General features: G+C 54.0%; 21 protein-coding genes. 17 read left to right on the top strand and 4 right to left on the bottom strand.

Annotated elements, in window-relative coordinates; genetic code table 11:
• Positions 1–5: 5 nt before the first annotated feature.
• The 4 genes from leuC to leuL all read right to left on the bottom strand — a co-directional run bounded on the left by leuC (position 6) and on the right by leuL (position 4,253).
• Positions 6–1,406: a 3-isopropylmalate dehydratase large subunit gene (gene leuC / locus FN082_RS06670; protein WP_142464311.1), complete on the bottom strand. Its 1,401-nt coding sequence runs from the start codon at positions 1,404–1,406 to the stop codon at positions 6–8.
• Between the two features lie 2 nt (positions 1,407–1,408).
• Positions 1,409–2,500 carry a 3-isopropylmalate dehydrogenase gene (leuB, locus tag FN082_RS06675; RefSeq protein ID WP_142981333.1) on the bottom strand — a complete coding sequence of 364 codons (1,092 nt, stop codon included), beginning with the start codon at positions 2,498–2,500 and terminating at the stop codon, positions 1,409–1,411.
• Complete coding sequence (gene leuA, locus FN082_RS06680) at positions 2,500–4,071, bottom strand: 2-isopropylmalate synthase (protein ID WP_139536952.1); 1,572 nt, start codon at positions 4,069–4,071, stop codon at positions 2,500–2,502. Before leuA ends, leuB begins: the two co-directional genes overlap by 1 nt.
• A gap of 95 nt (positions 4,072–4,166) precedes the next feature.
• Complete coding sequence (gene leuL / locus FN082_RS06685; protein ID WP_139537068.1) at positions 4,167–4,253, bottom strand: leu operon leader peptide; 87 nt, start codon at positions 4,251–4,253, stop codon at positions 4,167–4,169.
• A 26-nt stretch (positions 4,254–4,279) separates the two neighbouring features.
• On the opposite strand from leuL, the gene FN082_RS06690 reads away from it, so the two are divergent.
• From FN082_RS06690 to FN082_RS06770, 17 genes are all read left to right on the top strand, one after another.
• Positions 4,280–4,465, top strand: coding sequence for a hypothetical protein (locus FN082_RS06690; RefSeq protein WP_139536953.1), 186 nt, complete (start codon positions 4,280–4,282; stop codon positions 4,463–4,465).
• Positions 4,466–4,859: 394 nt separating this feature from the next.
• Entirely contained in the window at positions 4,860–5,828 is a 969-nt protein-coding gene (gene leuO, locus FN082_RS06695; RefSeq protein ID WP_139536954.1) for a transcriptional regulator LeuO, read from the top strand.
• A gap of 391 nt (positions 5,829–6,219) precedes the next feature.
• On the top strand, positions 6,220–7,944 hold the full coding sequence (gene ilvI / locus FN082_RS06700) for an acetolactate synthase 3 large subunit (protein ID WP_139536955.1): 1,725 nt from the start codon (positions 6,220–6,222) through the stop codon (positions 7,942–7,944).
• Between the two features lie 2 nt (positions 7,945–7,946).
• The gene (gene ilvN / locus FN082_RS06705) at positions 7,947–8,438 is read left to right on the top strand and encodes an acetolactate synthase small subunit (RefSeq protein WP_004098573.1); all 492 of its coding nucleotides are present in this window, start codon (positions 7,947–7,949) and stop codon (positions 8,436–8,438) included.
• 180 nt (positions 8,439–8,618) lie between these two features.
• Positions 8,619–9,623 carry a catabolite repressor/activator gene (gene cra, locus FN082_RS06710; protein ID WP_004098577.1) on the top strand — a complete coding sequence of 335 codons (1,005 nt, stop codon included), beginning with the start codon at positions 8,619–8,621 and terminating at the stop codon, positions 9,621–9,623.
• A gap of 639 nt (positions 9,624–10,262) precedes the next feature.
• Positions 10,263–10,721 carry a division/cell wall cluster transcriptional repressor MraZ gene (gene mraZ, locus FN082_RS06715; protein WP_110272565.1) on the top strand — a complete coding sequence of 153 codons (459 nt, stop codon included), beginning with the start codon at positions 10,263–10,265 and terminating at the stop codon, positions 10,719–10,721.
• 1 nt (position 10,722) lies between these two features.
• Positions 10,723–11,664 carry a 16S rRNA (cytosine(1402)-N(4))-methyltransferase RsmH gene (rsmH, locus tag FN082_RS06720; protein ID WP_139536956.1) on the top strand — a complete coding sequence of 314 codons (942 nt, stop codon included), beginning with the start codon at positions 10,723–10,725 and terminating at the stop codon, positions 11,662–11,664.
• Positions 11,661–12,026 (top strand): cell division protein FtsL, encoded by a 366-nt coding sequence (gene ftsL, locus FN082_RS06725; RefSeq protein ID WP_002888550.1) that lies wholly within the window; start codon positions 11,661–11,663, stop codon positions 12,024–12,026. The genes rsmH and ftsL overlap by 4 nt, the downstream gene beginning before the upstream one ends.
• A gap of 15 nt (positions 12,027–12,041) precedes the next feature.
• Positions 12,042–13,808 carry a peptidoglycan glycosyltransferase FtsI gene (locus tag FN082_RS06730; protein WP_139536957.1) on the top strand — a complete coding sequence of 589 codons (1,767 nt, stop codon included), beginning with the start codon at positions 12,042–12,044 and terminating at the stop codon, positions 13,806–13,808.
• Positions 13,795–15,282: a UDP-N-acetylmuramoyl-L-alanyl-D-glutamate--2,6-diaminopimelate ligase gene (gene murE, locus FN082_RS06735; protein WP_142981334.1), complete on the top strand. Its 1,488-nt coding sequence runs from the start codon at positions 13,795–13,797 to the stop codon at positions 15,280–15,282. Before FN082_RS06730 ends, murE begins: the two co-directional genes overlap by 14 nt.
• Entirely contained in the window at positions 15,279–16,637 is a 1,359-nt protein-coding gene (gene murF, locus FN082_RS06740) for a UDP-N-acetylmuramoyl-tripeptide--D-alanyl-D-alanine ligase (protein WP_142981335.1), read from the top strand. The genes murE and murF overlap by 4 nt, the downstream gene beginning before the upstream one ends.
• Positions 16,631–17,713, top strand: coding sequence for a phospho-N-acetylmuramoyl-pentapeptide-transferase (gene mraY / locus FN082_RS06745; RefSeq protein ID WP_142981336.1), 1,083 nt, complete (start codon positions 16,631–16,633; stop codon positions 17,711–17,713). Before murF ends, mraY begins: the two co-directional genes overlap by 7 nt.
• 2 nt (positions 17,714–17,715) lie before the next feature.
• On the top strand, positions 17,716–19,032 hold the full coding sequence (gene murD / locus FN082_RS06750) for a UDP-N-acetylmuramoyl-L-alanine--D-glutamate ligase (protein WP_142981337.1): 1,317 nt from the start codon (positions 17,716–17,718) through the stop codon (positions 19,030–19,032).
• Positions 19,032–20,291, top strand: a complete 1,260-nt coding sequence (gene ftsW / locus FN082_RS06755; RefSeq protein ID WP_139536962.1) for a cell division protein FtsW — start codon at positions 19,032–19,034, stop codon at positions 20,289–20,291. The genes murD and ftsW overlap by 1 nt, the downstream gene beginning before the upstream one ends.
• Positions 20,288–21,358, top strand: a complete 1,071-nt coding sequence (murG, locus tag FN082_RS06760) for an undecaprenyldiphospho-muramoylpentapeptide beta-N-acetylglucosaminyltransferase (RefSeq protein WP_139536963.1) — start codon at positions 20,288–20,290, stop codon at positions 21,356–21,358. The genes ftsW and murG overlap by 4 nt, the downstream gene beginning before the upstream one ends.
• Before the next feature lie 47 nt (positions 21,359–21,405).
• A complete protein-coding gene (gene murC, locus FN082_RS06765; RefSeq protein ID WP_142464305.1) occupies positions 21,406–22,881 on the top strand; it encodes a UDP-N-acetylmuramate--L-alanine ligase in 1,476 nt (491 codons plus the stop codon).
• Positions 22,874–23,794: a D-alanine--D-alanine ligase gene (locus FN082_RS06770; protein ID WP_139536965.1), complete on the top strand. Its 921-nt coding sequence runs from the start codon at positions 22,874–22,876 to the stop codon at positions 23,792–23,794. Before murC ends, FN082_RS06770 begins: the two co-directional genes overlap by 8 nt.
• Position 23,795 lies beyond the last annotated feature (1 nt).

The raw sequence follows: 23,795 nt of genomic DNA on the forward strand, positions 1-23,795 counted from the left end.
TTTCCTTATTTCAAGCTACGGATATCGGCGAAATGGCCGGTCACGGCTGCCGCAGCGGCCATTGCCGGGCTGACCAGATGGGTGCGTCCGCCGCGGCCCTGGCGGCCTTCAAAGTTACGGTTGCTGGTGGATGCACAGCGTTCGCCCGGGTTCAGACGGTCGTTGTTCATCGCCAGACACATAGAGCAGCCTGGCAGACGCCATTCAAAACCGGCTTCAATAAAGATTTTATCCAGACCTTCTGCTTCAGCTTGCGCTTTTACCGGACCAGAGCCTGGCACAACCAGCGCCTGAACGCCCGGCGCCACTTTGCGGCCTTTAGCGATCTCAGCGGCAGCGCGTAAGTCTTCGATACGCGAGTTGGTGCAGGAACCGATAAAGACTTTATCGATTGCGACTTCGGTTAACGGCACGCCAGATTTCAGGCCCATATAGGCCAGCGCTTTTTCCGCGCTCGCACGCTCTACCGGATCGGTGAAGGATGCCGGGTCCGGGATGATGTCGGTGACGGAGATAACCTGGCCTGGGTTCGTTCCCCAGGTGACCTGCGGGGCAATATCTTCCGCCTGCAGGGTGACAACGCTATCAAAAGTTGCGCCATCATCGGTGGTCAAGGTTTTCCAGTATGCGACCGCATCGTCAAAATCCTGGCCTTTTGGTGCATGCAGACGACCCTTCACGTAATTAAAGGTGGTCTCATCTGGCGCCACCAGGCCCGCTTTCGCGCCCAGCTCGATAGCCATATTGCACAGGGTCATACGACCTTCCATGCTCAGATCGCGGATTGCCTGACCACAGAACTCAACGACGTGACCGGTACCGCCAGCACTACCGGTTTTGCCGATGATCGCCAGCACGATGTCTTTGGCGGTAATGCCCGGAGCCGCTTTGCCTTTGACTTCAATCTTCATGGTTTTGGCGCGTCCCTGCTTCAGGGTCTGGGTCGCCAGTACGTGTTCGACTTCAGAGGTACCAATACCGAAAGCCAGCGCGCCGAATGCGCCGTGAGTCGCGGTATGCGAGTCGCCGCAGACGATAGTCATACCTGGCAGGGTAACGCCCTGTTCCGGTCCCATTACGTGGACGATGCCCTGGTAAGGGTGGTTCAGGTCATACAGTTCAACGCCAAACTCTTTGCAGTTTTTGATCAATTCCTGCATCTGGATGCGCGCCATTTCGCCGGACGCATTAATGTCTTTCGTTTGCGTCGACACGTTGTGGTCCATGGTGGCGAAGGTTTTACCCGGCTGGCGCACCGGGCGTTTATGGGCACGCAGGCCGTCAAATGCCTGCGGCGAGGTGACTTCGTGCACCAGGTGGCGGTCGATGTACAGCAGCGGGGTTTCATTTTGTGCTTCATAAACCACATGAGCATCAAACAATTTTTCGTATAACGTCTTCGCCATGATTACACCCCTTCAGCGACATAGCGGGCAATGATATCACCCATTTCATCGGTACTGACCGCCGCCGCACCGCGCGCTAAATCGCCGGTACGTACGCCTTCTTCTAATGCACGGTTGATAGCATTCTCAATTGCCGTTGCCGCGTTATCGGCATCCAGGCTATAGCGCAGCAGCAGCGCCAGCGAGAGAGTTTGCGCGATCGGGTTAGCAATGTTTTTACCGGCGATATCCGGGGCTGAGCCGCCTGCAGGCTCATACAGGCCAAAACCTTGTTCGTTGAGGCTGGCAGACGGCAACATCCCCATCGAGCCGGTGATCATGGCGCATTCATCAGACAGGATATCGCCAAAAAGGTTGGAACACAGCAGGACGTCAAACTGGGACGGATCCTTAATCAGCTGCATGGTGGCGTTATCGATATACATATGCGCCAGCTCGACGTCCGGATACTCTTTGCCGATTTCGTTGACAATTTCGCGCCACAGAATAGAGGTCTGCAACACGTTAGCTTTATCGATTGAGGTCACTTTATGCCGGCGTTTGCGGGCTGACTCAAAGGCGATACGCGCAATACGCTCGATCTCAAAACGGTGATAGACCTCGGTATCAAATGCTTTCTCGTGCTGGCCGCTGCCTTCGCGACCTTTAGGCTGGCCGAAGTAAATGCCGCCGGTCAGTTCGCGGACGCATAAAATGTCGAAGCCGTTGGCGGCGATATCGGCGCGCAGCGGGCAAAACTCTTCCAGTCCCTGGTACAGCTTTGCCGGGCGCAGGTTGCTGAACAGCTTGAAGTGTTTACGCAGCGGCAGCAGCGCACCGCGCTCCGGCTGCTGGTTCGGCGGCAGATTTTCCCATTTCGGGCCGCCCACGGAGCCAAACAGAATAGCGTCGGCCTGGTCGCAGCCCTCAACGGTTGCCTGCGGCAGAGGCTCACCGTGACGGTCGATGGCGATGCCGCCAACGTCGTAGTGGCTGGTGGTAATACGCATATCAAAACGTTGGCGCACGGCTTCCAGTACTTTCAATGCCTGTGTCATGACTTCAGGGCCAATACCGTCACCTGGTAACACAGCAATATGGTAATTCTTCGACATTACACGGTTTCCTTGTTGTTCTCTTTATTCTGAGCTTTGCGTTGCAATTCTTTTTCGACTTCGGCGGCACGCCAGATATTGTTCAGCACATGAACCATTGCTTTGGCGGAAGATTCCACGATATCCGTTGCCAGACCCACGCCGTGGAAGCGGCGGCCGTTGTAGTTAACCACAATGTCTACCTGGCCCAGGGCGTCTTTACCCTGGCCTTTGGCGTTCAGGTCATATTTGACCAGTTCGACGTCATAGCCGGTGATACGGTTAATTGCCTGATAGATTGCGTCAACCGGGCCATTGCCGTTTGCCGCTTCAGCTTTTGTCTCTTCACCGCAGGCCAGTTTTACCGACGCGGTAGCAATATCACTGGAACCTGACTGCACGCTGAAGTAATCCAGACGGAAATGTTCTGGCTCTTCCTGCTGTTTGTTGATGAACGCCAGCGCTTCCAGATCGTAATCAAAGACCTGGCCTTTTTTATCCGCCAGCTTCAGGAAAGCGTCATACAGATGATCCATGTTGTAGTCAGTATCTTTGTAGCCCATCTCTTCCATACGGTGTTTCACCGCTGCACGGCCGGAGCGGGAAGTCAGGTTCAACTGTACCTGGTTCAGACCGATGGATTCCGGCGTCATGATTTCGTAGTTTTCGCGATTTTTCAGCACGCCATCCTGGTGAATACCGGATGAGTGTGCGAAGGCGCCGGTGCCGACGATCGCTTTGTTAGCAGGGATCGGCATATTACAAATCTGGCTGACGGTTTGGCTAGTACGCCAGATTTCGTTGTGATTGATGCGGGTGTGCACATCCATAATGTCTTTGCGCACTTTGATGGCCATAATGACTTCTTCCAGCGAGCAGTTGCCTGCGCGCTCACCGATGCCGTTCATCGCGCCTTCAACCTGGCGAGCACCGGCGTGGACTGCTGCAATGGCATTGCCCACCGCGATGCCCAAATCGTCGTGGGTATGGACGGAGATAATGGCTTTATCAATATTAGGAACGTGTTCGTACAGGCCGGTGATAATGTTGGCGAATTCGAACGGCATGGTGTAGCCGACGGTATCCGGGATATTAATAGTCTTCGCACCAGCATTAATGGCGGCTTCTACGACGCGAGCCAGATCGGCAATCGGCGTACGGCCTGCATCTTCACAGGAAAACTCGACATCATCAGTATAATTACGTGCGCGTTTAACCATATAGATAGCGCGTTCAATCACTTCATCCAGATTGCTGCGCAGCTTGGTCGCAATATGCATCGGCGAGGTGGCGATAAACGTGTGGATACGAAATGCCTCCGCGACCTTCAGTGATTCTGCCGCAACGTCAATGTCTTTCTCTACGCAGCGAGCCAGCGCGCAAACGCGGCTGTTTTTGATTGTGCGCGCAATGGTCTGAACGGACTCGAAGTCGCCTGGTGATGACACAGGAAAACCCACTTCCATCACATCAACGCCCATCCGCTCCAGGGCCATGGCAATCTGCAGTTTCTCTTTCACACTCAGGCTGGCTTGTAACGCTTGTTCACCGTCGCGTAAGGTCGTATCGAAAATAATGACTTGCTGGCTCATGGTTTAGATCCTTGGTCTGTGTCCTGGCGCCTTGCTAGCGAGCATAAAAAAACCCGCGCATTGGCGCGGGTTTTATAGTCTTGCTGGAAGATGACTTAATGATGAATGTCGCCCAACAGCCTACCGCGCAAAATGGATGCGTTTAGTAGTAGTAGGCTGAGAAAGCGAATGCTGCGAATCATTACGTCATGCTCCAGATGAAATCGTTATGCTTTTAGAGTTACTGGATATGGGTTTTGATGTCAACCCCTGGGGGAAGAAAAGGTCTTTTTACCCGAAAGGTGAATTAGCTAATTGTGCTGACGATCGCGCTTTTTTGCCGATGATCCTTTTTGGGACATCGCTTCATGCCGAGACATTTTTACCATTTGGTCATTTTTCTTTTCGTTTCTGACGTTATGGGGGAGGGACTTAGATAAAAAGATATCTTAATGAAAAGTATAGAATTATTTTTATTGTGAATGTATTAGTGCGTATAGGGATGAATTATCAATGATAATGAAATGTGAATTTTAAGAGGAGCTTAAATTGATAATTTAATAATGCTTAAATTATAGTTAACTGCTGGTGTTATTGTTTATTTTTAATATTTATGGGTAAACTCAATTCTATCAAGTAAACGATATGGTTTAAGTGGTTGCGAGTACTTTCAAACCAGCAGATTTTTCGTCACCACTCATAACCTTGATATATTCCTAAAATTCATCTTTGCTCTTTTGCAAATGTCATATGCATGGTAAATGATATTCTCGATATTAATTACTGCACTTTGGCAAAGGGAATTTAGCGTGACAGTGGAGTTAGATATGTTAAATGAAGGTACTGAATATAAATCAGCCTCTGAGATGGAAAACACAAAACCTCAGCTACGTATGGTTGATCTCAATCTACTGACCGTATTTGATGCGGTCATGCAGGAACAGAATATCACCCGCGCAGCGCATTCCCTGGGGATGTCGCAACCAGCGGTCAGCAATGCGGTATCGCGACTGAAAGTGATGTTTAATGATGAGCTGTTTGTTCGTTATGGACGCGGCATCCAGCCAACGGCGCGCGCTTTTCAGCTATTTGGTTCTGTACGTCAGGCATTGCAATTGGTGCAGAACGAATTACCGGGTTCGGGCTTTGAGCCGCTCAGCAGCGAGCGGGTCTTTAATCTGTGCGTTTGCAGCCCGCTTGATAACGCTTTGACTTCAGTTATTTTCAATAAAGTTGGCGAGATTGCGCCGAACATTCATTTAGTTTTTAAATCGGCACTGAACCAAAACACCGAACATCAATTACGTTATCAGGAAATTGAATTTGTTATCGGTTATGAAGAGTTTCGTCGCCCTGAGTTTGCCTGTGTACCTTTATTTAAAGACGAAATGGTGCTGGTGGCGAGCCGCAAACATCCGCGCATTTCCGGGCCGCTGATGGAAAATGATATTTATCAGGAAGAGCATGCTGTTGTTGCTCTCGATCGCTATGCGTCATTCAGCCAGCCGTGGTATGACACCGCAGATAAACAATCCCGTATTGCTTATCAAGGGAACGCGATGGTGAGCGTATTAAATGTGGTTTCCCAGACTAATATGGTCGCCATCGCGCCTCGCTGGTTGGCCAGCGAGTTTGCCGATAAACTGGATCTGCAAATATTACCTTTACCGTTGAAAGTGAATAGCCGTACCTGCTATCTCTCCTGGCATGAAGCGGCGGGTCGCGATAAAGGCCATCAATGGATGGAAGAATTGCTGGTTAGTATTTGTCAGCGCTAAACGGTCGCGATACAAACGGGGGCTTCGGCTCCTGCTTTGTATGACAGAAAGCTAAAAATACAGAATTTTGTGCTGTTTATGATTTTCATCCGCCGTTCGTTTCAGACAAAAAATGGATGATTTACTGTAGTTGGTTATTTTATCCGAGTATTGGCTATCATATTTTCTTATCCCTGAAGTTTTTCACCGCGTTTTACCTTAGATTCTTTCTTTTCTTCTTTTAATGCTCGTTATGCGCCGAGGGTCGCCAATTGCCTGCCCGTTAGTGAGCAGTTATGGTAGCGGCATGCAGTCTATTCACCTCAATGCGGAGCGACTATGCTTCGTTTTGAGCGAGCGCGCGGAAATCGGATTCCGCTGTCGTAAAAAACAATAAGCCGGGAGGCAAACCATGGAGATGTTGTCAGGAGCCGAAATGGTCGTCCAGTCGCTAGTCGATCAGGGCGTCAAGCAAGTGTTCGGTTACCCCGGGGGCGCGGTCCTCGATATCTATGATGCGTTACATACCCTTGGCGGTATCGATCATGTTCTGGTTCGTCATGAGCAAGCCGCTGTTCACATGGCGGATGGGCTGGCGCGGGCGACGGGCGAGGTTGGCGTTGTGCTGGTCACGTCAGGGCCTGGAGCGACCAATGCCATTACCGGTATTGCGACGGCATATATGGATTCCATTCCGCTGGTGATTCTTTCCGGGCAGGTCGCGACCTCCTTGATTGGCTACGATGCTTTCCAGGAATGTGACATGGTGGGCATCTCCCGACCGGTGGTGAAACACAGTTTCCTGGTCAAGCAAACTGAAGATATTCCTGGCGTACTGAAGAAAGCGTTTTGGCTGGCCGCCAGCGGGCGTCCAGGCCCGGTCGTTGTGGACTTACCCAAGGATATTCTGAATCCAGCGAAAAAGCTGCCTTACGCCTGGCCGGATACGGTTAGCATGCGTTCTTATAACCCAACGACTACTGGCCATAAAGGGCAGATTAAGCGTGCGTTGCAAACGTTGATGGCGGCTAAAAAACCGGTGGTTTATGTCGGCGGTGGGGCGATTAACGCGAAATGTGAGCCGCAGCTATATGCTCTGGTAGAAAAGCTGAAGCTGCCGGTGGTTTCTTCGCTGATGGGGCTAGGGGCTTTCCCTGCGTCGAACCAGCAGGCATTAGGGATGCTTGGCATGCATGGGACTTATGAAGCCAATATGACCATGCATAATTCCGACGTGATTTTCGCCGTCGGTGTGCGTTTCGACGATCGTACGACGAACAACCTGGCAAAATACTGTCCGAACGCGACGGTACTGCATATTGATATCGATCCGACCTCTATTTCAAAGACCGTTCCCGCCGATGTACCCATCGTTGGCGACGCCCGTCTGGTGCTGGAACAGATGCTGGAACTGCTCGAACATGAGGAGACCCAGCAGCCGCTCGATGAAATCCGCGACTGGTGGCAGCAGATTGAGCAGTGGCGCGCGCGTCATTGCCTACAATACGACACCCAAAGCGGCAAAATTAAGCCGCAGGCGGTGATTGAGACTATCTGGCGTCTGACTGACGGCGATGCGTACGTGACGTCCGATGTGGGTCAGCATCAGATGTTCGCAGCCCTCTATTATCCTTTCGATAAACCGCGGCGCTGGATTAACTCTGGCGGTTTGGGAACCATGGGCTTCGGCCTTCCTGCTGCGCTTGGCGTGAAGATGGCGCTGCCGGAAGAAACGGTCATTTGCGTGACTGGCGATGGCAGTATCCAGATGAATATTCAGGAGCTCTCCACTGCGCTGCAATACGAGCTGCCTGTACTGGTGCTGAATCTGAATAACCGCTATCTCGGGATGGTGAAGCAGTGGCAGGATATGCTCTATTCCGGCCGTCATTCGCAATCCTATATGGAGTCATTGCCTGATTTTGCTCGCGTGGCGGAAGCCTACGGCCATGTCGGGATTCGAATTAGCGACCCGCAGGAGCTGGAAGCTAAACTCACCGAGGCGCTGGAGCAGGTACGCAATAACCGTCTGGTTTTCGTTGATGTAACGGTGGACGGTAGTGAACATGTATACCCTATGCAGATTCGCGGCGGCGGTATGGACGAGATGTGGCTGAGCAAAACGGAGAGGACCTGATTATGCGCCGGATATTATCAGTATTACTGGAGAACGAATCGGGTGCATTATCCCGCGTGATCGGCCTCTTTTCACAACGTGGTTATAATATTGAAAGCCTGACGGTAGCACCGACGGACGATCCGACGCTGTCGAGAATGACTATCCAGACCGTTGGCGATGAGAAAGCGATCGAGCAGATTGAAAAGCAGTTGCACAAGCTGGTGGACGTTCTCCGCGTTAATGAGCTTGGGCAAGGGGCGCACGTTGAGCGTGAAATTATGTTGGTGAAAGTACAGGCCAGCGGCTATGGACGCGATGAGGTCAAACGCAATACGGAAATTTTCCGTGGCCAAATTATCGATGTGACGCCGTCTATTTATACTGTTCAACTGGCAGGAACCAGCGATAAGCTGGATGCGTTTTTGGCTTCCCTGCGCGATGTTGCACGAATTGTTGAAGTGGCCCGCTCGGGCGTCGTCGGTTTGTCGCGTGGCGACAAAATCATGCGCTGAGCCTCTGAAACTGACGTAAAAATAGCCCGACACAGCCTGTCGGGCTATTTTTTTGCGAAATCGGTGGGAACTGTAGACTAAAGCGGTTGCTGCGCTTACTTTTCTGCGCTTAGATGTTATAAAAATGAATCCATACCTGAAGAATGGTTATGTTCTGTACTTATTACCCAAGGGGCAATTGTGAAACTGGATGAAATCGCCCGGCTGGCCGGTGTCTCGCGAACCACTGCTAGCTATGTGATTAACGGTAAAGCGAAGCAGTATCGTGTTAGCGATAAGACTGTTGAAAAGGTGATGGCGGTCGTTCGTGAGCACAACTATCATCCGAATGCGGTTGCTGCGGGCCTGCGTGCGGGACGCACGCGTTCTATTGGTCTGGTTATCCCGGATCTGGAAAATACCAGCTATACGCGTATCGCTAATTACCTGGAGCGTCAGGCGCGCCAGCGTGGCTATCAGTTGCTGATTGCCTGCTCCGAGGATCAACCGGACAACGAAATGCGCTGCATTGAGCACCTGCTGCAGCGTCAGGTCGATGCGATTATCGTTTCTACCTCATTGCCTCCTGAGCATCCGTTCTATCAGCGCTGGGCTAACGATCCTTTCCCGATTGTCGCCCTCGACCGTGCTCTCGATAGAGAGCACTTCACCAGCGTTGTCGGCGCCGATCAGGATGATGCGGAAATGCTTGGCGCGGAATTACGTAAATTCCCGGCTGAAACCGTGCTCTACCTTGGCGCGCTGCCGGAGCTTTCGGTGAGCTTCCTGCGTGAGCAGGGGTTCCGTACGGCGTGGAAGGACGATCCGCGAGAAGTGCATTTCCTCTACGCAAACAGTTATGAACGCGAAGCCGCAGCGCAGTTGTTTGAGAAATGGCTGGAAACCCACCCAATGCCGCAGGCGCTGTTCACGACTTCCTTTCCGCTGTTGCAGGGGGTGATGGATGTGACGCTGCGCCGGGAAGGGAAGTTGCCTTCTGAACTGGCTATTGCAACTTTTGGTGATAATGAGCTGCTGGATTTCCTCCAGTGCCCCGTTTTAGCCGTTGCTCAGCGCCATCGCGATGTTGCGGAACGCGTGCTGGAGATCGTGCTGGCTAGCCTTGATGAACCACGTAAGCCCAAGCCGGGTTTGAGCCGTATTCGCCGCAACCTGTATCGCCGCGGCAGCCTGAACCGTCGTTGAGTATATTCTCCCGTGTGTTACCAGGATTATTCGTAGAAAGTTCGCCGGACGGATCCGCGTCTGGCGAGAATCCCTATCAATGACGTAAAAATTTTAGGGTTAACGATCTTTCAGACAAATCCTTAATCTTCCTGACATCTCTTTTAATTCTATTCTTAGGGGCATCTATTTCGCATTTTTATTAATCCATAAAAGGATTAGTGAATATATTGGTATTATTTTGTTACATTCATTGGGCGAGTTGCTGAATTAACAATCATTTCCTCGCCATTATGGTAGCCCTGAGCGCTGTACCCCGCAGTAAGAGAGGCTCTCTGATGAAAACTGGTGCTGTTAACGGGCATCAGAATGGCCTAAAATGCCGCTCGCGTCGCAAACTGACACTTTATATTTTCCCTTCGAAGATATTTTGCTGCTTTTAACTGTTACAAGTTTGTTGGTTATTTTCTTACCGATATTCATAACGTTAATTTGCCTCGTTTGTTGGTTGATTTTTCGTCAGGGCGAATATCGGCTGTAAATAATGGGTTTTTAAGCTCTGTTAGCATTCGTGCTGGCTTGACAAGCTTTTCCTCCGCTCCGTAAACTCCTTCTTGTGGGAATTTGTGGGGTAAAGTGGCGAAAAGGGGTGAGGCTGGCATGTTCCGTGGGGCAACGTTAGTCAATCTCGACAGCAAAGGCCGTTTGGCCGTACCGACGCGCTACCGCGACGGGCTGATCGAGGACGCTTCCGGTCAATTGGTGTGTACGATTGACATTCATCACCCATGCCTGCTGCTTTACCCTTTGCCTGAATGGGAAATCATCGAGCAAAAATTGTCGCGTTTATCGAGCATGAATCCCACCGAGCGGCGCGTACAGCGTTTGCTTCTGGGGCATGCCAGCGAATGTCAGATGGATAACGCCGGGCGGCTATTAATAGCCCCGGTGCTGCGGCAACATGCCGGGCTGACAAAAGAAGTGATGCTGGTCGGGCAGTTCAACAAGTTTGAGCTGTGGGACGAAACGACCTGGTATCAACGGGTCAAGGAAGATATCGACGCTGAGCAGTCCGCTTCCGGGGAACTGTCGGAGCGCCTGCAGGATTTGTCTTTGTAAAATGATGGAAAATTTTAAACACACTACGGTACTTCTGGATGAAGCCGTTAACGGCCTGAATATTCGTCCGAATGGTATCTACATTGATGGTACCTTTGGCCGCGGCGGTCACTCACGTCTTATTCTCTCCCAACTGGGAGCGGAGGGACGCCTGTTGGCGATCGATCGCGACCCGCAGGCTATCGCCGTCGCGAAAACTATCGATGATCCCCGCTTTTCCATCGTTCATGGTCCTTTTTCTCAGTTGGCCGACTATGTTGGCGAGCGCAATCTAACCGGCAAGATCGACGGTATTCTGCTCGACCTTGGCGTTTCTTCACCGCAGTTGGATGATGCTGAACGTGGTTTTTCGTTTATGCGCGATGGTCCGCTGGACATGCGTATGGATCCCACTCGCGGTCAATCTGCCGCTGAATGGCTACAGACCGCCGACGAGGCTGATATCGCATGGGTCATCAAAACCTTTGGCGAAGAGCGCTTTGGGAAACGAATTGCTCGCGCCATTGTTGAACGCAACCGTATTGAACCGATGACGCGCACCAAAGAGCTGGCGGAAGTTGTTGCGGCGGCAACGCCGGTGAAAGACAAATTCAAACATCCTGCGACCCGTACCTTCCAGGCGGTGCGCATTTGGGTGAACAGTGAACTGGAGGAGATAGAGCAGGCGCTAAAAAGCTCGCTCAGCGTGCTGGCTCCGGGCGGGCGGCTCTCAATCATCAGTTTCCACTCGCTGGAAGACCGTATTGTGAAGCGCTTTATGCGTGAACAAAGCCGCGGTCCGCAGGTTCCGGCAGGGCTACCTATGACCGAAGAGCAGCTCAAAAAACTGGGCGGCCGTGAGTTAAGAGCACTAGGCAAGTTGATGCCGGGTGAAAAAGAGGTAGCTGAAAATCCTCGTGCCCGTAGTTCAGTTCTGCGCATTGCAGAGAGGACGAACGCATGATCGGCAGAGTGACAGAAGCCCTAAGCAAGGTAAAAGGGTCGATAGGAAGCAACGAGCGCCATGCTTTGCCTGGCGTGATCGGAGACGACCTTCTGCGGTTTGGGAAGCTGCCACTCTGTCTGTTCATTTGCATCATTATTACGGCGATTACGGTGGTGACAACGGCGCACCATACTCGCCTGTTAACCGCGCAGCGCGAACAGCTGGTTCTGGAACGCGATGCGCTGGATATTGAATGGCGCAACCTGATCCTCGAAGAGAACGCTCTCGGCGATCACAGTCGGGTTGAGCGGATCGCGACTGAGAAGTTGCAGATGCAACACGTCGATCCATCACAAGAAAATATCGTTGTACAGAAATAAGGATTATTGCGACGCATGAAAGCAGCGCCGAAAACGCCAAAAGCAAAACGTCAGGAAGAACAGGCCAACTTTATCAGTTGGCGTTTTGCGTTGCTGTGCGGCTGTATTCTGCTGGCGCTGGGCTTCCTGCTGGGCCGTGTGGCCTGGTTACAGGTGATTAGCCCGGACATGCTGGTGCGCCAGGGTGACATGCGCTCTCTGCGCGTGCAGGAAGTCTCCACCGCGCGCGGAATGATAACCGACCGCTCCGGTCGCCCGCTGGCGGTAAGTGTGCCGGTAAAAGCCATCTGGGCTGACCCGAAAGAGCTGCATGATGCCGGCGGCGTAACGCTGGACAACCGCTGGAAGGCGCTGGCCGATGCTCTGAATATGCCGCTGGATCAGCTGGCATCGCGCATCAATAGCAACCCGCGGATGCGTTTTATCTATCTGGCGCGTCAGGTTAACCCTGATATGGCCGATTACATCCGCAAGCTGAAGCTGCCGGGGATTCATCTACGCGAAGAATCGCGTCGTTACTATCCGTCGGGAGAAGTAACCGCTCACCTCATTGGCTTCACGAACGTCGACAGCCAGGGGATTGAAGGCGTTGAGAAGAGCTTCGATAAGTGGCTTACCGGCCAGCCTGGCGAACGTATCGTTCGTAAAGACCGCTATGGTCGCGTGATTGAAGACATCTCTTCCACCGACAGCCAGGCGGCGCATAACCTCGCGCTGAGCATCGACGAACGCCTGCAGGCGCTGGTCTATCGCGAGCTGAATAATGCCGTGGCGTTTAACAAAGCAGAGTCAGGTACTGCGGTTCTGGTCGATGTGAACACCGGCGAAGTGCTGGCGATGGCTAACAGCCCATCCTACAACCCGAATAATTTCGCGGGCACGTCGAAAGACACCATGCGTAACCGCGCCATTACCGACGTGTTTGAGCCAGGTTCAACGGTGAAACCGATGGTGGTGATGACGGCGCTGCAGCGCGGCATCGTTAACGAAAATACCGTACTGAATACCATTCCTTACCGAATTAACGGTCACGAAATTAAAGACGTGGCGCGCTATAGCGAATTGACCCTGACCGGGGTACTACAGAAGTCGAGTAACGTCGGTGTTTCTAAGCTGGCGTTAGCGATGCCGTCCTCAGCGTTAGTAGATACTTACTCACGTTTTGGACTTGGAAAAGCGACCAATTTGGGGTTGGTCGGAGAACGCAGTGGCTTATATCCTCAAAAACAACGGTGGTCTGACATAGAGAGGGCCACCTTTTCTTTCGGCTACGGGCTAATGGTAACACCGTTACAGTTAGCGCGAGTCTACGCAACGATCGGCAGCTACGGCATCTATCGTCCGCTGTCGATTACTAAAGTTGATCCACCGGTTCCGGGCGAGCGCGTCTTCCCGGAATCACTCGTTCGTACCGTTGTTCACATGATGGAAAGCGTGGCGCTGCCGGGCGGTGGCGGCGTGAAAGCGGCGATTAAAGGCTATCGCATCGCGATTAAAACCGGTACGGCGAAAAAAGTAGGGCCCGATGGCCGCTACATCAACAAATATATTGCTTACACCGCAGGCGTTGCGCCCGCCAGCCATCCGCGCTTTGCGCTGGTGGTGGTGATCAACGATCCGCAGGCGGGTAAATACTACGGCGGCGCCGTTTCCGCGCCGGTCTTCGGTGCCATCATGGGCGGCGTCCTGCGTACCATGAACATCGAGCCGGATGCGCTGGCAACGGCTGAAAAAAGTGAATTAGTGATTAATCAAGGCGAGGGAACAGGTGGCAGATCGTAATTTGCGCGACCTTCTCGCTCCGTGGGTGCCAAATGCGCCGGAGCGAATTCTGCGAGAAATGACGCTGGACAGCCGGGTGGCTGCTTCTGGCGATCTTTTTATCGCGGTTTTAGGTCATCAGGCGGACGGGCGTCGTTATATCCCGCAGGCGATAGCGCAAGGTGTTGCTGCCATTATTGCTGAGGCCAAAGATGAGGCTCATGACGGTGAAATCCGTGAAATGCACGGCGTGCCGGTTATTTATCTGAGCCAACTCAACGAGCGCTTATCCGCGCTGGCCGGGCGTTTTTACCATCAGCCTTCGGAACAACTGCGCCTGGTTGGCGTCACCGGGACTAACGGCAAGACCACCACGACTCAGTTGCTGGCGCAATGGGCACAACTGCTCGGTGAAACCAGTGCGGTCATGGGAACCGTAGGCAACGGCCTGTTGGAGAAAGTCATTCCAACGGAAAATACCACCGGGTCGGCCGTCGATGTTCAACACGTACTCTCTGGCCTGGCAGGGCAGGGGGCGACTTTTGCGGCGATGGAAGTTTCCTCCCATGGCCTGGTGCAGCATCGAGTAGCTGCGCTGCAGTTTGCCGCGTCGGTCTTCACAAACCTCAGCCGCGATCACCTGGACTACCACGGTGATATGGAACATTACGAAGCGGCAAAATGGTTGCTCTACTCAACCCATCATTGTGGTCAGGCTATCGTCAACGCGGACGATGAAGTTGGTCGTCGCTGGCTGGCGTTGCTGCCGGATGCGGTTGCCGTATCAATGGAAAATCATATAAACCCAAACTGCCGGGGCCGCTGGCTGAAAGCGACTGCTGTGAACTATCACGACAGCGGCGCGACTATCCAGTTTGAATCGAACTGGGGGAACGGCGAGATCGAAAGCCGCCTGATGGGTGCGTTCAACGTTAGCAACCTGCTGCTGGCATTAGCAACGCTGCTGGCGCTGGGCTATCCGTTGGCCGACCTGCTGAAAACGGCTTCTCGTTTACAGCCGGTTTGCGGGCGCATGGAAGTGTTCAGCGCGCCGGGTAAACCGGCCGTCGTGGTTGATTACGCCCACACGCCTGATGCCCTGGAAAAAGCGCTGCAGGCGGCGCGTTTGCACTGTAACGGTAAACTGTGGTGTGTATTTGGTTGCGGCGGTGACCGCGACAAAGGCAAGCGCCCTCTGATGGGGGCTATCGCCGAAGAATTTGCTGATATCGTGGTTGTCACCGATGACAATCCTCGCACCGAAGAGCCGCGGGCGATTATTAACGATATCCTGGCCGGTATGCTCGATGCGGGTCGTGCCAAAGCGGTGGAGGGGCGTGCGGAAGCGGTCACTAATGCGGTAATGCAGGCGAAAGACAATGACGTCGTTCTGGTGGCGGGTAAAGGCCACGAGGACTATCAAATCGTCGGTAATCGCCGACTCGATTACTCCGATCGCGTCACCGTTGCGCGTCTGCTGGGGGTGATAGCATGATTCGCTTGACTCTCAGCCAGCTTGCCGACATTACGCGCGGCGAACTGCACGGCAGCGATGTGGCGATTGATGAGGTCACGTCAGATACCCGTAAGGTCACGACAGGCTGCCTGTTTGTGGCCTTGAAAGGCGAGCGCTTTGATGCCCATGACTTTGCCGAACAGGCTAAGGCTGCCGGTGCGGGCGCGCTGTTGGTCAGCCGTCAACTGGCGTGCGATTTGCCGCAGGTGGTGGTGAAGGATACGCGTCTGGCATTTGGCGAACTGGCCGCGTGGGTGCGTCAGCAGGTTCCGGCGCGCGTAGTCGCGCTGACCGGATCTTCCGGAAAAACCTCGGTCAAAGAGATGACCGCGGCGATTCTGAGCCAGTGCGGCAATACGCTGTATACCGCTGGCAACCTGAACAACGATATCGGCGTTCCAATGACGCTGCTGCGCCTGACGAAAGAACATGATTACGCGGTTATCGAACTAGGCGCCAATCACCAGGGGGAAATCGCCTGGACCGTCAGCCTGACGCGTCCTGAAGCCGCACTGGTCAATAACCTGGCCGCCGCGCACCTGGAAGGTTTTGGTTCGCTGGAAGGTGTGGCGAAAGCCAAGGGCGAAATTTATACCGGTCTGCCGGTCAACGGCATTGCCATTATGAACGCCGATAACAATGACTGGCTGAACTGGCAAAGCATCATTGGCGAGCGCAGAACCTGGCGTTTCTCACCAAATGCCGCCAATAGCGACTTCACGGCGACTAACGTTCATGTAACTACGCGCGGGACTGAATTTACCCTGCAAACCCCAACGGGCAACGTTGATGTACTGCTGCCGCTGCCGGGGCGTCACAACATCGCCAATGCGCTGGCTGCCGCCGCGCTTTCAATGGCGGTAGGCGCAACGCATGAGGCAATTAAAGCTGGATTGCGGGATCTGAAAGCGGTACCGGGGAGATTATTTCCAATTCCGTTGACTGACAGCCAGTTGCTGCTGGATGACTCCTACAACGCGAACGTAGGCTCAATGACCGCTGCGGTACAGGTGCTGTCTGAAATGCCGGGCTACCGGGTACTGGTTGTCGGCGATATGGCCGAACTCGGCGCGGAAAGCCAGGCGTGCCATCGTCAAGTGGGTGAAGCGGCGAAAGCCGCTGGACTCGATCGCGTACTAAGCGTTGGCTCATTGAGTGCAGATATTAGTGGCGCTAGCGGCGTTGGCGAGCACTTTAGCGATAAGACGTTGTTGGTGACGCGCCTGCAAGAGCTGATGTCAGAACACAAAATTATGACCATTTTAGTGAAGGGTTCACGTAGTGCCGCCATGGAAGTGGTAGTACGCGCATTACAGGAGAACGGAACATGTTAGTATGGCTGGCCGAACATTTGGTCAAATATTATTCAGGCTTTAACGTCTTTTCCTATCTGACGTTTCGCGCCATTGTCAGCCTGCTGACCGCGCTGTTCATCTCTTTGTGGATGGGACCGCGCATGATTGCCCGCCTGCAAAAACTCTCATTTGGCCAGGTTGTGCGTAACGATGGCCCGGAATCTCACTTTAGCAAGCGCGGTACGCCGACCATGGGCGGGATCATGATCCTGACTGCCATTGTCGTCTCTGTGCTGCTGTGGGCTTATCCATCCAACCCTTACGTCTGGTGCGTGCTGACGGTACTGATCGGCTACGGGATTATCGGCTTCGTTGATGACTACCGCAAAGTGGTACGCAAAGACACTAAAGGCCTGATCGCCCGCTGGAAATACTTCTGGATGTCGGTGATTGCGCTGGGCGTTGCCTTTGCACTGTATATGGCGGGCAAAGATACGCCAGCGACTCAGTTAGTGGTGCCGTTCTTTAAAGACGTAATGCCGCAACTGGGCTTGTTCTATATCCTGCTGGCCTACTTTGTCATCGTGGGGACCGGTAATGCGGTCAACCTGACTGACGGTCTTGATGGGCTGGCAATTATGCCGACCGTATTCGTTGCCGCCGGGTTCGCGCTGGTGGCCTGGGCGACCGGTAACATGAATTTCGCCAACTATCTGCATATCCCTTATTTGCGTCACGCTGGTGAACTGGTGATCGTCTGTACGGCGATTGTCGGCGCAGGTCTGGGCTTTTTGTGGTTTAACACCTACCCGGCGCAGGTCTTTATGGGCGACGTCGGTTCGCTGGCTCTTGGCGGCGCGCTGGGCATTATCGCCGTGCTGCTGCGCCAGGAATTCCTGCTGGTGATTATGGGCGGCGTCTTTGTCGTAGAAACGCTCTCGGTGATTCTGCAAGTCGGCTCCTTTAAGCTGCGCGGCCAGCGCATCTTCCGCATGGCGCCGATTCACCATCACTATGAACTGAAAGGCTGGCCGGAACCGCGCGTTATCGTGCGCTTCTGGATTATTTCGCTGATGCTGGTGCTGATTGGCCTGGCGACGCTGAAGGTACGTTAATCATGGCAGATTATCAGGGTAAAAAAGTCGTCATTATTGGGCTGGGTATGACCGGCCTGTCATGCGTGGACTTTTTCATGGCTCACGGCGTGACGCCGCGGGTGATGGATACCCGCGTCGCGCCTGCTGGGCTGGATAAACTACCGGAAGCTGTTGAGCGCTATGTCGGTGGTCTGAACGATGACTGGCTGCTGACGGCAGACCTGATTGTTGCCAGCCCCGGTATTGCGCTGGCCCATCCTTCCCTGAGCGCTGCGGCGGACGCTGGCGTGGAGATTGTCGGCGATATCGAATTGTTCTGCCGCGAAGCGCAGGCACCGATTGTTGCTATCACCGGCTCTAACGGTAAAAGCACCGTAACTTCGCTGGTGGGTGAAATGGCGAAAGCGGCGGGGCTGAACGTTGGCGTTGGGGGCAATATTGGCCTTCCGGCGCTGATGCTGCTGGATCCTGAACGCGAACTCTACGTTCTGGAACTTTCCAGCTTTCAGCTGGAAACGACCTCCAGCCTGCGTGCGGTCGCAGCGACGATCCTTAACGTCACCGAAGATCATATGGACCGGTACCCGCTGGGTCTTCAGCAGTATCGTGCCGCCAAACTGCGAATTTACGAGAATGCGCAGACCTGCATCGTTAATGCTGATGATGCCTTAACCATGCCGGTACGCGGCGCCGACGAGCGCTGCATTAGCTTCGGCGTTGACGTTGGTGACTATCACCTGAACCGCCAGCAGGGTGAAACCTGGCTGCGCGTTAAAGGTGAGAAAGTGCTCAACGTCAAAGAGATGAAGATTAGCGGTCAGCACAACTACAGCAACGCCCTGGCAGCGCTGGCGCTGGCGGATGCCGCAGGCCTGCCGCGCGCCAGCAGCCTGAAGGCGCTGACGACATTCACCGGACTGGCGCATCGTTTCCAGCAGGTGCTGGAGCATAACGGCGTGCGCTGGATCAATGATTCCAAAGCCACTAACGTCGGTAGCACCGAAGCTGCGCTTAATGGGCTTCATCTTGACGGAACACTGTATCTGTTGCTGGGCGGCGATGGAAAATCGGCTGACTTCACACCGTTAAGCCGTTACCTGAGCGGCGACAATGTTCGTCTGTACTGCTTTGGTCGCGACGGCGCGCAGCTGGCGGCGCTTCGCCCGGATGTCGCCGTGCAAACAGAAACCATGGAGCAGGCGATGCGCCAGATCGCGCCGTTGGTTGTTGCTGGTGATATGGTGCTGCTGTCGCCGGCGTGCGCCAGCCTCGATCAGTTTAAAAACTTTGAACAACGCGGCGATATTTTTGCTCGCCTGGCGAAGGAGTTAGGTTGATGCGTTTATCACTCCCGCGCCTGAAAATGCCACGGCTGAGACTGCCGCGTATGCCGGGAATGTTTATTTTCGCATGGCTATTTGCCGCGCTGAAAGGCTGGGTAATGGGCTCTCGGCAGAAAGATACCGATAGCCTGGTAATGTATGACCGGATGCTGCTGTGGTTGACCTTTGGCCTGGCGGCTATCGGTTTCATTATGGTGACCTCGGCGTCGATGCCGGTAGGACAGCGCCTGGCCAACGATCCGTTTCTGTTTGCCAAGCGTGATGGTTTATACATCCTGCTGGCGTTAGGGCTGGCGATGGTGACGCTGCGCCTGCCGATGGAGTTCTGGCAGCGCCATAGTACCGCGATGTTGATTGCTTCTATCGTAATGCTGTTGATCGTTCTGGTGGTTGGCAGCTCGGTCAACGGGGCATCGCGCTGGATTGCGCTGGGGCCGCTGCGTATTCAGCCCGCGGAGTTTACCAAGCTGTCGCTGTTCTGCTACATCGCCAACTACCTGGTGCGTAAAGGCGATGAAGTACGTAACAACCTCCGCGGCTTCCTGAAGCCAATGGGCGTGATTTTCGTGCTGGCGATTTTGCTGCTGGCACAGCCTGACCTCGGTACCGTCGTTGTGCTGTTTGTGACCACTCTGGCCATGCTGTTCCTGGCGGGAGCCAAGCTGTGGCAGTTTATCGCGATTATCGGGATGGGGATTTCGGCGGTTGTGCTGTTGATTCTCGCCGAACCGTATCGTATTCGCCGCGTAACCTCATTCTGGAACCCGTGGGAAGATCCGTTCGGCAGTGGTTACCAGCTAACCCAGTCGCTGATGGCTTTTGGTCGCGGTGAAATGTGGGGGCAGGGCCTGGGTAATTCGGTACAGAAACTGGAGTATTTACCCGAGGCTCATACCGATTTCATCTTCGCCATTATCGGTGAAGAACTCGGTTATATCGGTGTGGTACTCGCACTTTTAATGGTATTCTTCGTCGCTTTTCGCGCCATGTCCATTGGCCGCAAAGCGCTGGAGATTGACCACCGTTTCTCCGGTTTTTTGGCCTGCGCCATTGGGATCTGGTTCAGCTTTCAGGCGCTGGTTAACGTCGGTGCGGCAGCGGGAATGCTGCCAACTAAAGGCCTGACGCTGCCGCTGATCAGCTACGGTGGCTCGAGCCTGCTGATTATGTCGACGGCCATCATGTTGCTGTTACGAATTGATTATGAAACGCGTCTGGAAAAAGCCCAGGCGTTTACACGGGGTGTTCGATGAGCGGTCAGGAAAAGCGGTTAATGGTGATGGCGGGCGGTACCGGAGGACACGTGTTCCCGGGACTGGCGGTTGCGCACCATTTAATGGACCAGGGCTGGCAGGTTCGCTGGCTTGGTACCGCGGATCGTATGGAAGCGGATTTAGTGCCAAAGAATGGCATTGAAATTGATTTCATTCAGATCTCTGGCCTGCGCGGCAAGGGTCTGAAGGCGCAACTGCTGGCGCCGGTCCGGATATTCAATGCCTGGCGCCAGGCGCGGGCGATTATGCAGCGTTTTCAACCGGATGTGGTACTGGGAATGGGCGGATATGTTTCTGGTCCCGGCGGTCTGGCGGCATGGTCGCTCGGGATCCCTGTTGTGCTGCATGAACAGAACGGTATTGCTGGTCTGACGAATAAATGGCTGGCGAAAATTGCCAAAAAGGTGATGCAGGCGTTTCCCGGCGCTTTCCCGCATGCCGATGTGGTAGGCAACCCGGTGCGCACCGATGTACTAGCGCTGCCGCTGCCGGAACAGCGCTTAGTCGGGCGTCAGGGGCCCATTCGCGTATTAGTCGTGGGCGGCTCGCAGGGGGCGCGCGTACTTAACCAGACGATGCCGCAGGTGGCGGCGAAGCTGGGTTCTTCTGTCACCATATGGCACCAGAGCGGTAAAGGCGGGCAGGAAACCGTGCAGCAGGCTTATACCGATGCCGGGCAGCCGCAGCACAAAGTGACCGAATTTATTGACGACATGGCGGCGGCTTATGCCTGGGCCGATGTTGTTGTGTGCCGTTCCGGGGCGCTGACGGTGAGTGAAATTGCCGCCGCTGGTTTACCGGCGCTATTTGTGCCTTTTCAGCACAAAGACAGGCAGCAGTACTGGAATGCACTACCGCTGGAGAAAGCGGGGGCAGCGAAGATCCTCGAGCAGCCGCAGTTTACCGTGGATGCCGTCGCGCAAACCCTGGCGGGTTGGGATCGCGAAACGCTGCTGGATATGGCGGAGCGAGCGCGTAGAGCCTCGATTCCGGATGCTACCGAACGGGTAGCAGAAGAAGTGAGCGCCGCAGCACTGGCGCGCTAATCGCGGTGATTATCACCGTCCGAATAAAGAAGTTGATGGCGTAAAGAATGAATACACAAGATCTGGCGAAACTGCGTTCCATAGTGCCCGAGATGCGTCGCGTCCGGCACATTCACTTTGTTGGCATTGGCGGTGCCGGCATGGGCGGTATTGCCGAAGTTCTGGCCAACGAAGGGTATCAGATTAGCGGCTCCGACCTGGCGCCGAATCCGGTGACCCAGCAGTTGACTCAGCTTGGCGCCACTATTTATTTCAACCATCGCCCTGAGAACGTGCGCGATGCGAGCGTTGTTGTGGTTTCCAGCGCGATTTCTGCGGAGAACCCGGAAATCGTCGCCGCCCATGAAGCGCGTATACCGGTTATTCGTCGCGCTGAAATGCTGGCAGAGCTGATGCGTTTTCGCCACGGCATCGCCATTGCCGGGACGCACGGAAAAACGACGACCACAGCGATGGTTTCGAGTATTTACGCTGAAGCAGGACTGGATCCTACCTTCGTTAACGGCGGTCTGGTGAAAGCTGCGGGCGTGCACGCGCGTCTGGGCCATAGCCGTTATCTGATTGCCGAAGCGGACGAAAGCGATGCCTCGTTCCTGCATTTGCAGCCGATGGTCGCCATTGTGACCAATATCGAAGCCGATCATATGGATACTTACCATGGCGACTTCGAAAACCTGAAGCAGACCTTTATTAACTTCCTGCACAACCTGCCGTTCTACGGACGCGCGGTGATGTGCGTGGACGACCCGGTTATCCGTGAACTGCTGCCGCGCGTTGGCCGCCAGATAACCACCTACGGATTTAGCGATGACGCCGACGTTCGCGTAGAGGATTATCATCAGGCCGGCGCTCAGGGCCATTTCCGTCTGATTCGCCAGGATAAAGACGTTATTCAGGTGACGCTAAACGCTCCGGGTCGTCATAACGCGCTGAACGCGGCGGCGGCGGTTGCCGTTGCGACGGAAGAGGGAATTGACGATGAAGCGATCCTGCGGGCGCTGGAAAGCTTCCAGGGAACCGGACGTCGTTTTGACTTCCTTGGCGAATACCCATTAGCCGGCGTTAATGGCAAAGAGGGGACCGCCATGTTGATTGATGATTACGGTCATCATCCGACGGAAGTTGATGCCACCATTAAAGCGGCGCGCGCGGGCTGGCCGGATAAAAACCTGGTCATGCTGTTTCAGCCGCACCGTTTTACCCGTACGCGCGATTTGTACGACGATTTCGCCAATGTCCTGACCCAGGTTGATGCTCTGCTGATGCTCGACGTCTACTCTGCTGGTGAGGCTGCTATTCCTGGGGCTGATAGCCGTTCGCTGTGCCGTACGATTCGCGGGCGCGGTAAAGTGGATCCGATTCTGGTATCCGATCCGGCACAGGCGGCGGAGATGCTGGCTTCCGTATTAACCGGCAACGATCTGGTGTTGGTCCAGGGCGCGGGAAATATCGGTAAAATCGCCCGTCACCTGGCTGAAATCAAATTGCAACCGCAAAAAATGCAGGAGGAGCGCCATGGCTGATAAAATCGCGGTCCTCCTTGGCGGAACCTCCGCTGAACGTGAAGTCTCTCTCAATTCAGGTTCGGCGGTGCTTGCCGGTCTGCGTGAGGCTGGTGTAGATGCGCACCCTGTTGACCCGCGCGATGTCGATATTACCCAATTGAAAAATATGGGTTTTCAGAAAGCGTTTATTGCGTTACACGGTCGCGGCGGTGAAGATGGTACGTTGCAGGGGCTGCTGGAGCTGATTCAACTACCTTATACCGGTAGCGGCGTGATGGCCTCGGCTATTTCAATGGATAAGTTACGCAGCAAGCTGCTATGGCAAGGGGCAGGATTACCCGTTGCGCCTTGGGTTGCTTTGACACGTAAACAGTTTAATGCAGGGCTTTCTGCTGACGTAGAACAGCAAATTACGGCACTTGGCTTACCGCTGGTGGTTAAACCCAGTCGTGAAGGCTCAAGCGTCGGCATGTCGATAGTGAACGAAAGCTGTGCATTACAAAATGCATTGGTGCTGGCTTTTCAGCATGATGATGAAGTTTTAATCGAAAAATGGCTCAGTGGGCCAGAATTTACCGTCGCTATCGTCGGAGAAGAAATTTTACCGTCAATACGTATCCAGGCGGCTGGAACCTTCTATGATTATGAAGCGAAGTATCTCTCTGATGAGACGCAATATTTCTGCCCTGGTTTTGAAGAACCCTCTCGAGAGTCAGAAATTAAGACTCTGGTACAAAAAGCCTGGGATAGCCTTGGCTGCGAAGGGTGGGGGCGAATTGATGTCATGCTGGACAGCAATGGCCAGTTTTATCTGCTGGAAGCAAACACCTCCCCTGGTATGACCAGCCATAGCCTGGTGCCCATGGCGGCGCGTCAGGCTGGGATGAGCTTCTCGCAGCTTGTTGTACGAATTCTGGACCTGGCGGGGTGAT

The sequence above is a fragment of the Klebsiella spallanzanii genome, from assembly GCF_902158555.1.
In the GTDB taxonomy this organism is placed as follows: Bacteria; Pseudomonadota; Gammaproteobacteria; order Enterobacterales; family Enterobacteriaceae; genus Klebsiella; species Klebsiella spallanzanii.

Coding starts and splice junctions, on each gene's coding strand:
- ilvI (WP_139536955.1), top strand. CDS start 6,220: ATGGAGATGTTGTCAGGAGCCGAAATGGTCGTCCAGTCGCTAGTCGAT.
- rsmH (WP_139536956.1), top strand. CDS start 10,723: ATGATGGAAAATTTTAAACACACTACGGTACTTCTGGATGAAGCCGTT.
- murD (WP_142981337.1), top strand. CDS start 17,716: ATGGCAGATTATCAGGGTAAAAAAGTCGTCATTATTGGGCTGGGTATG.
- leuL (WP_139537068.1), bottom strand. CDS start 4,253: ATGATTCGCAGCATTCGCTTTCTCAGCCTACTACTACTAAACGCATCC.
- FN082_RS06730 (WP_139536957.1), top strand. CDS start 12,042: ATGAAAGCAGCGCCGAAAACGCCAAAAGCAAAACGTCAGGAAGAACAG.
- leuC (WP_142464311.1), bottom strand. CDS start 1,406: ATGGCGAAGACGTTATACGAAAAATTGTTTGATGCTCATGTGGTTTAT.
- FN082_RS06690 (WP_139536953.1), top strand. CDS start 4,280: ATGCTTTTAGAGTTACTGGATATGGGTTTTGATGTCAACCCCTGGGGG.
- ilvN (WP_004098573.1), top strand. CDS start 7,947: ATGCGCCGGATATTATCAGTATTACTGGAGAACGAATCGGGTGCATTA.
- mraY (WP_142981336.1), top strand. CDS start 16,631: ATGTTAGTATGGCTGGCCGAACATTTGGTCAAATATTATTCAGGCTTT.
- ftsL (WP_002888550.1), top strand. CDS start 11,661: ATGATCGGCAGAGTGACAGAAGCCCTAAGCAAGGTAAAAGGGTCGATA.
- leuB (WP_142981333.1), bottom strand. CDS start 2,500: ATGTCGAAGAATTACCATATTGCTGTGTTACCAGGTGACGGTATTGGC.
- murC (WP_142464305.1), top strand. CDS start 21,406: ATGAATACACAAGATCTGGCGAAACTGCGTTCCATAGTGCCCGAGATG.
- ftsW (WP_139536962.1), top strand. CDS start 19,032: ATGCGTTTATCACTCCCGCGCCTGAAAATGCCACGGCTGAGACTGCCG.
- FN082_RS06770 (WP_139536965.1), top strand. CDS start 22,874: ATGGCTGATAAAATCGCGGTCCTCCTTGGCGGAACCTCCGCTGAACGT.
- murG (WP_139536963.1), top strand. CDS start 20,288: ATGAGCGGTCAGGAAAAGCGGTTAATGGTGATGGCGGGCGGTACCGGA.
- leuA (WP_139536952.1), bottom strand. CDS start 4,071: ATGAGCCAGCAAGTCATTATTTTCGATACGACCTTACGCGACGGTGAA.
- murF (WP_142981335.1), top strand. CDS start 15,279: ATGATTCGCTTGACTCTCAGCCAGCTTGCCGACATTACGCGCGGCGAA.
- mraZ (WP_110272565.1), top strand. CDS start 10,263: ATGTTCCGTGGGGCAACGTTAGTCAATCTCGACAGCAAAGGCCGTTTG.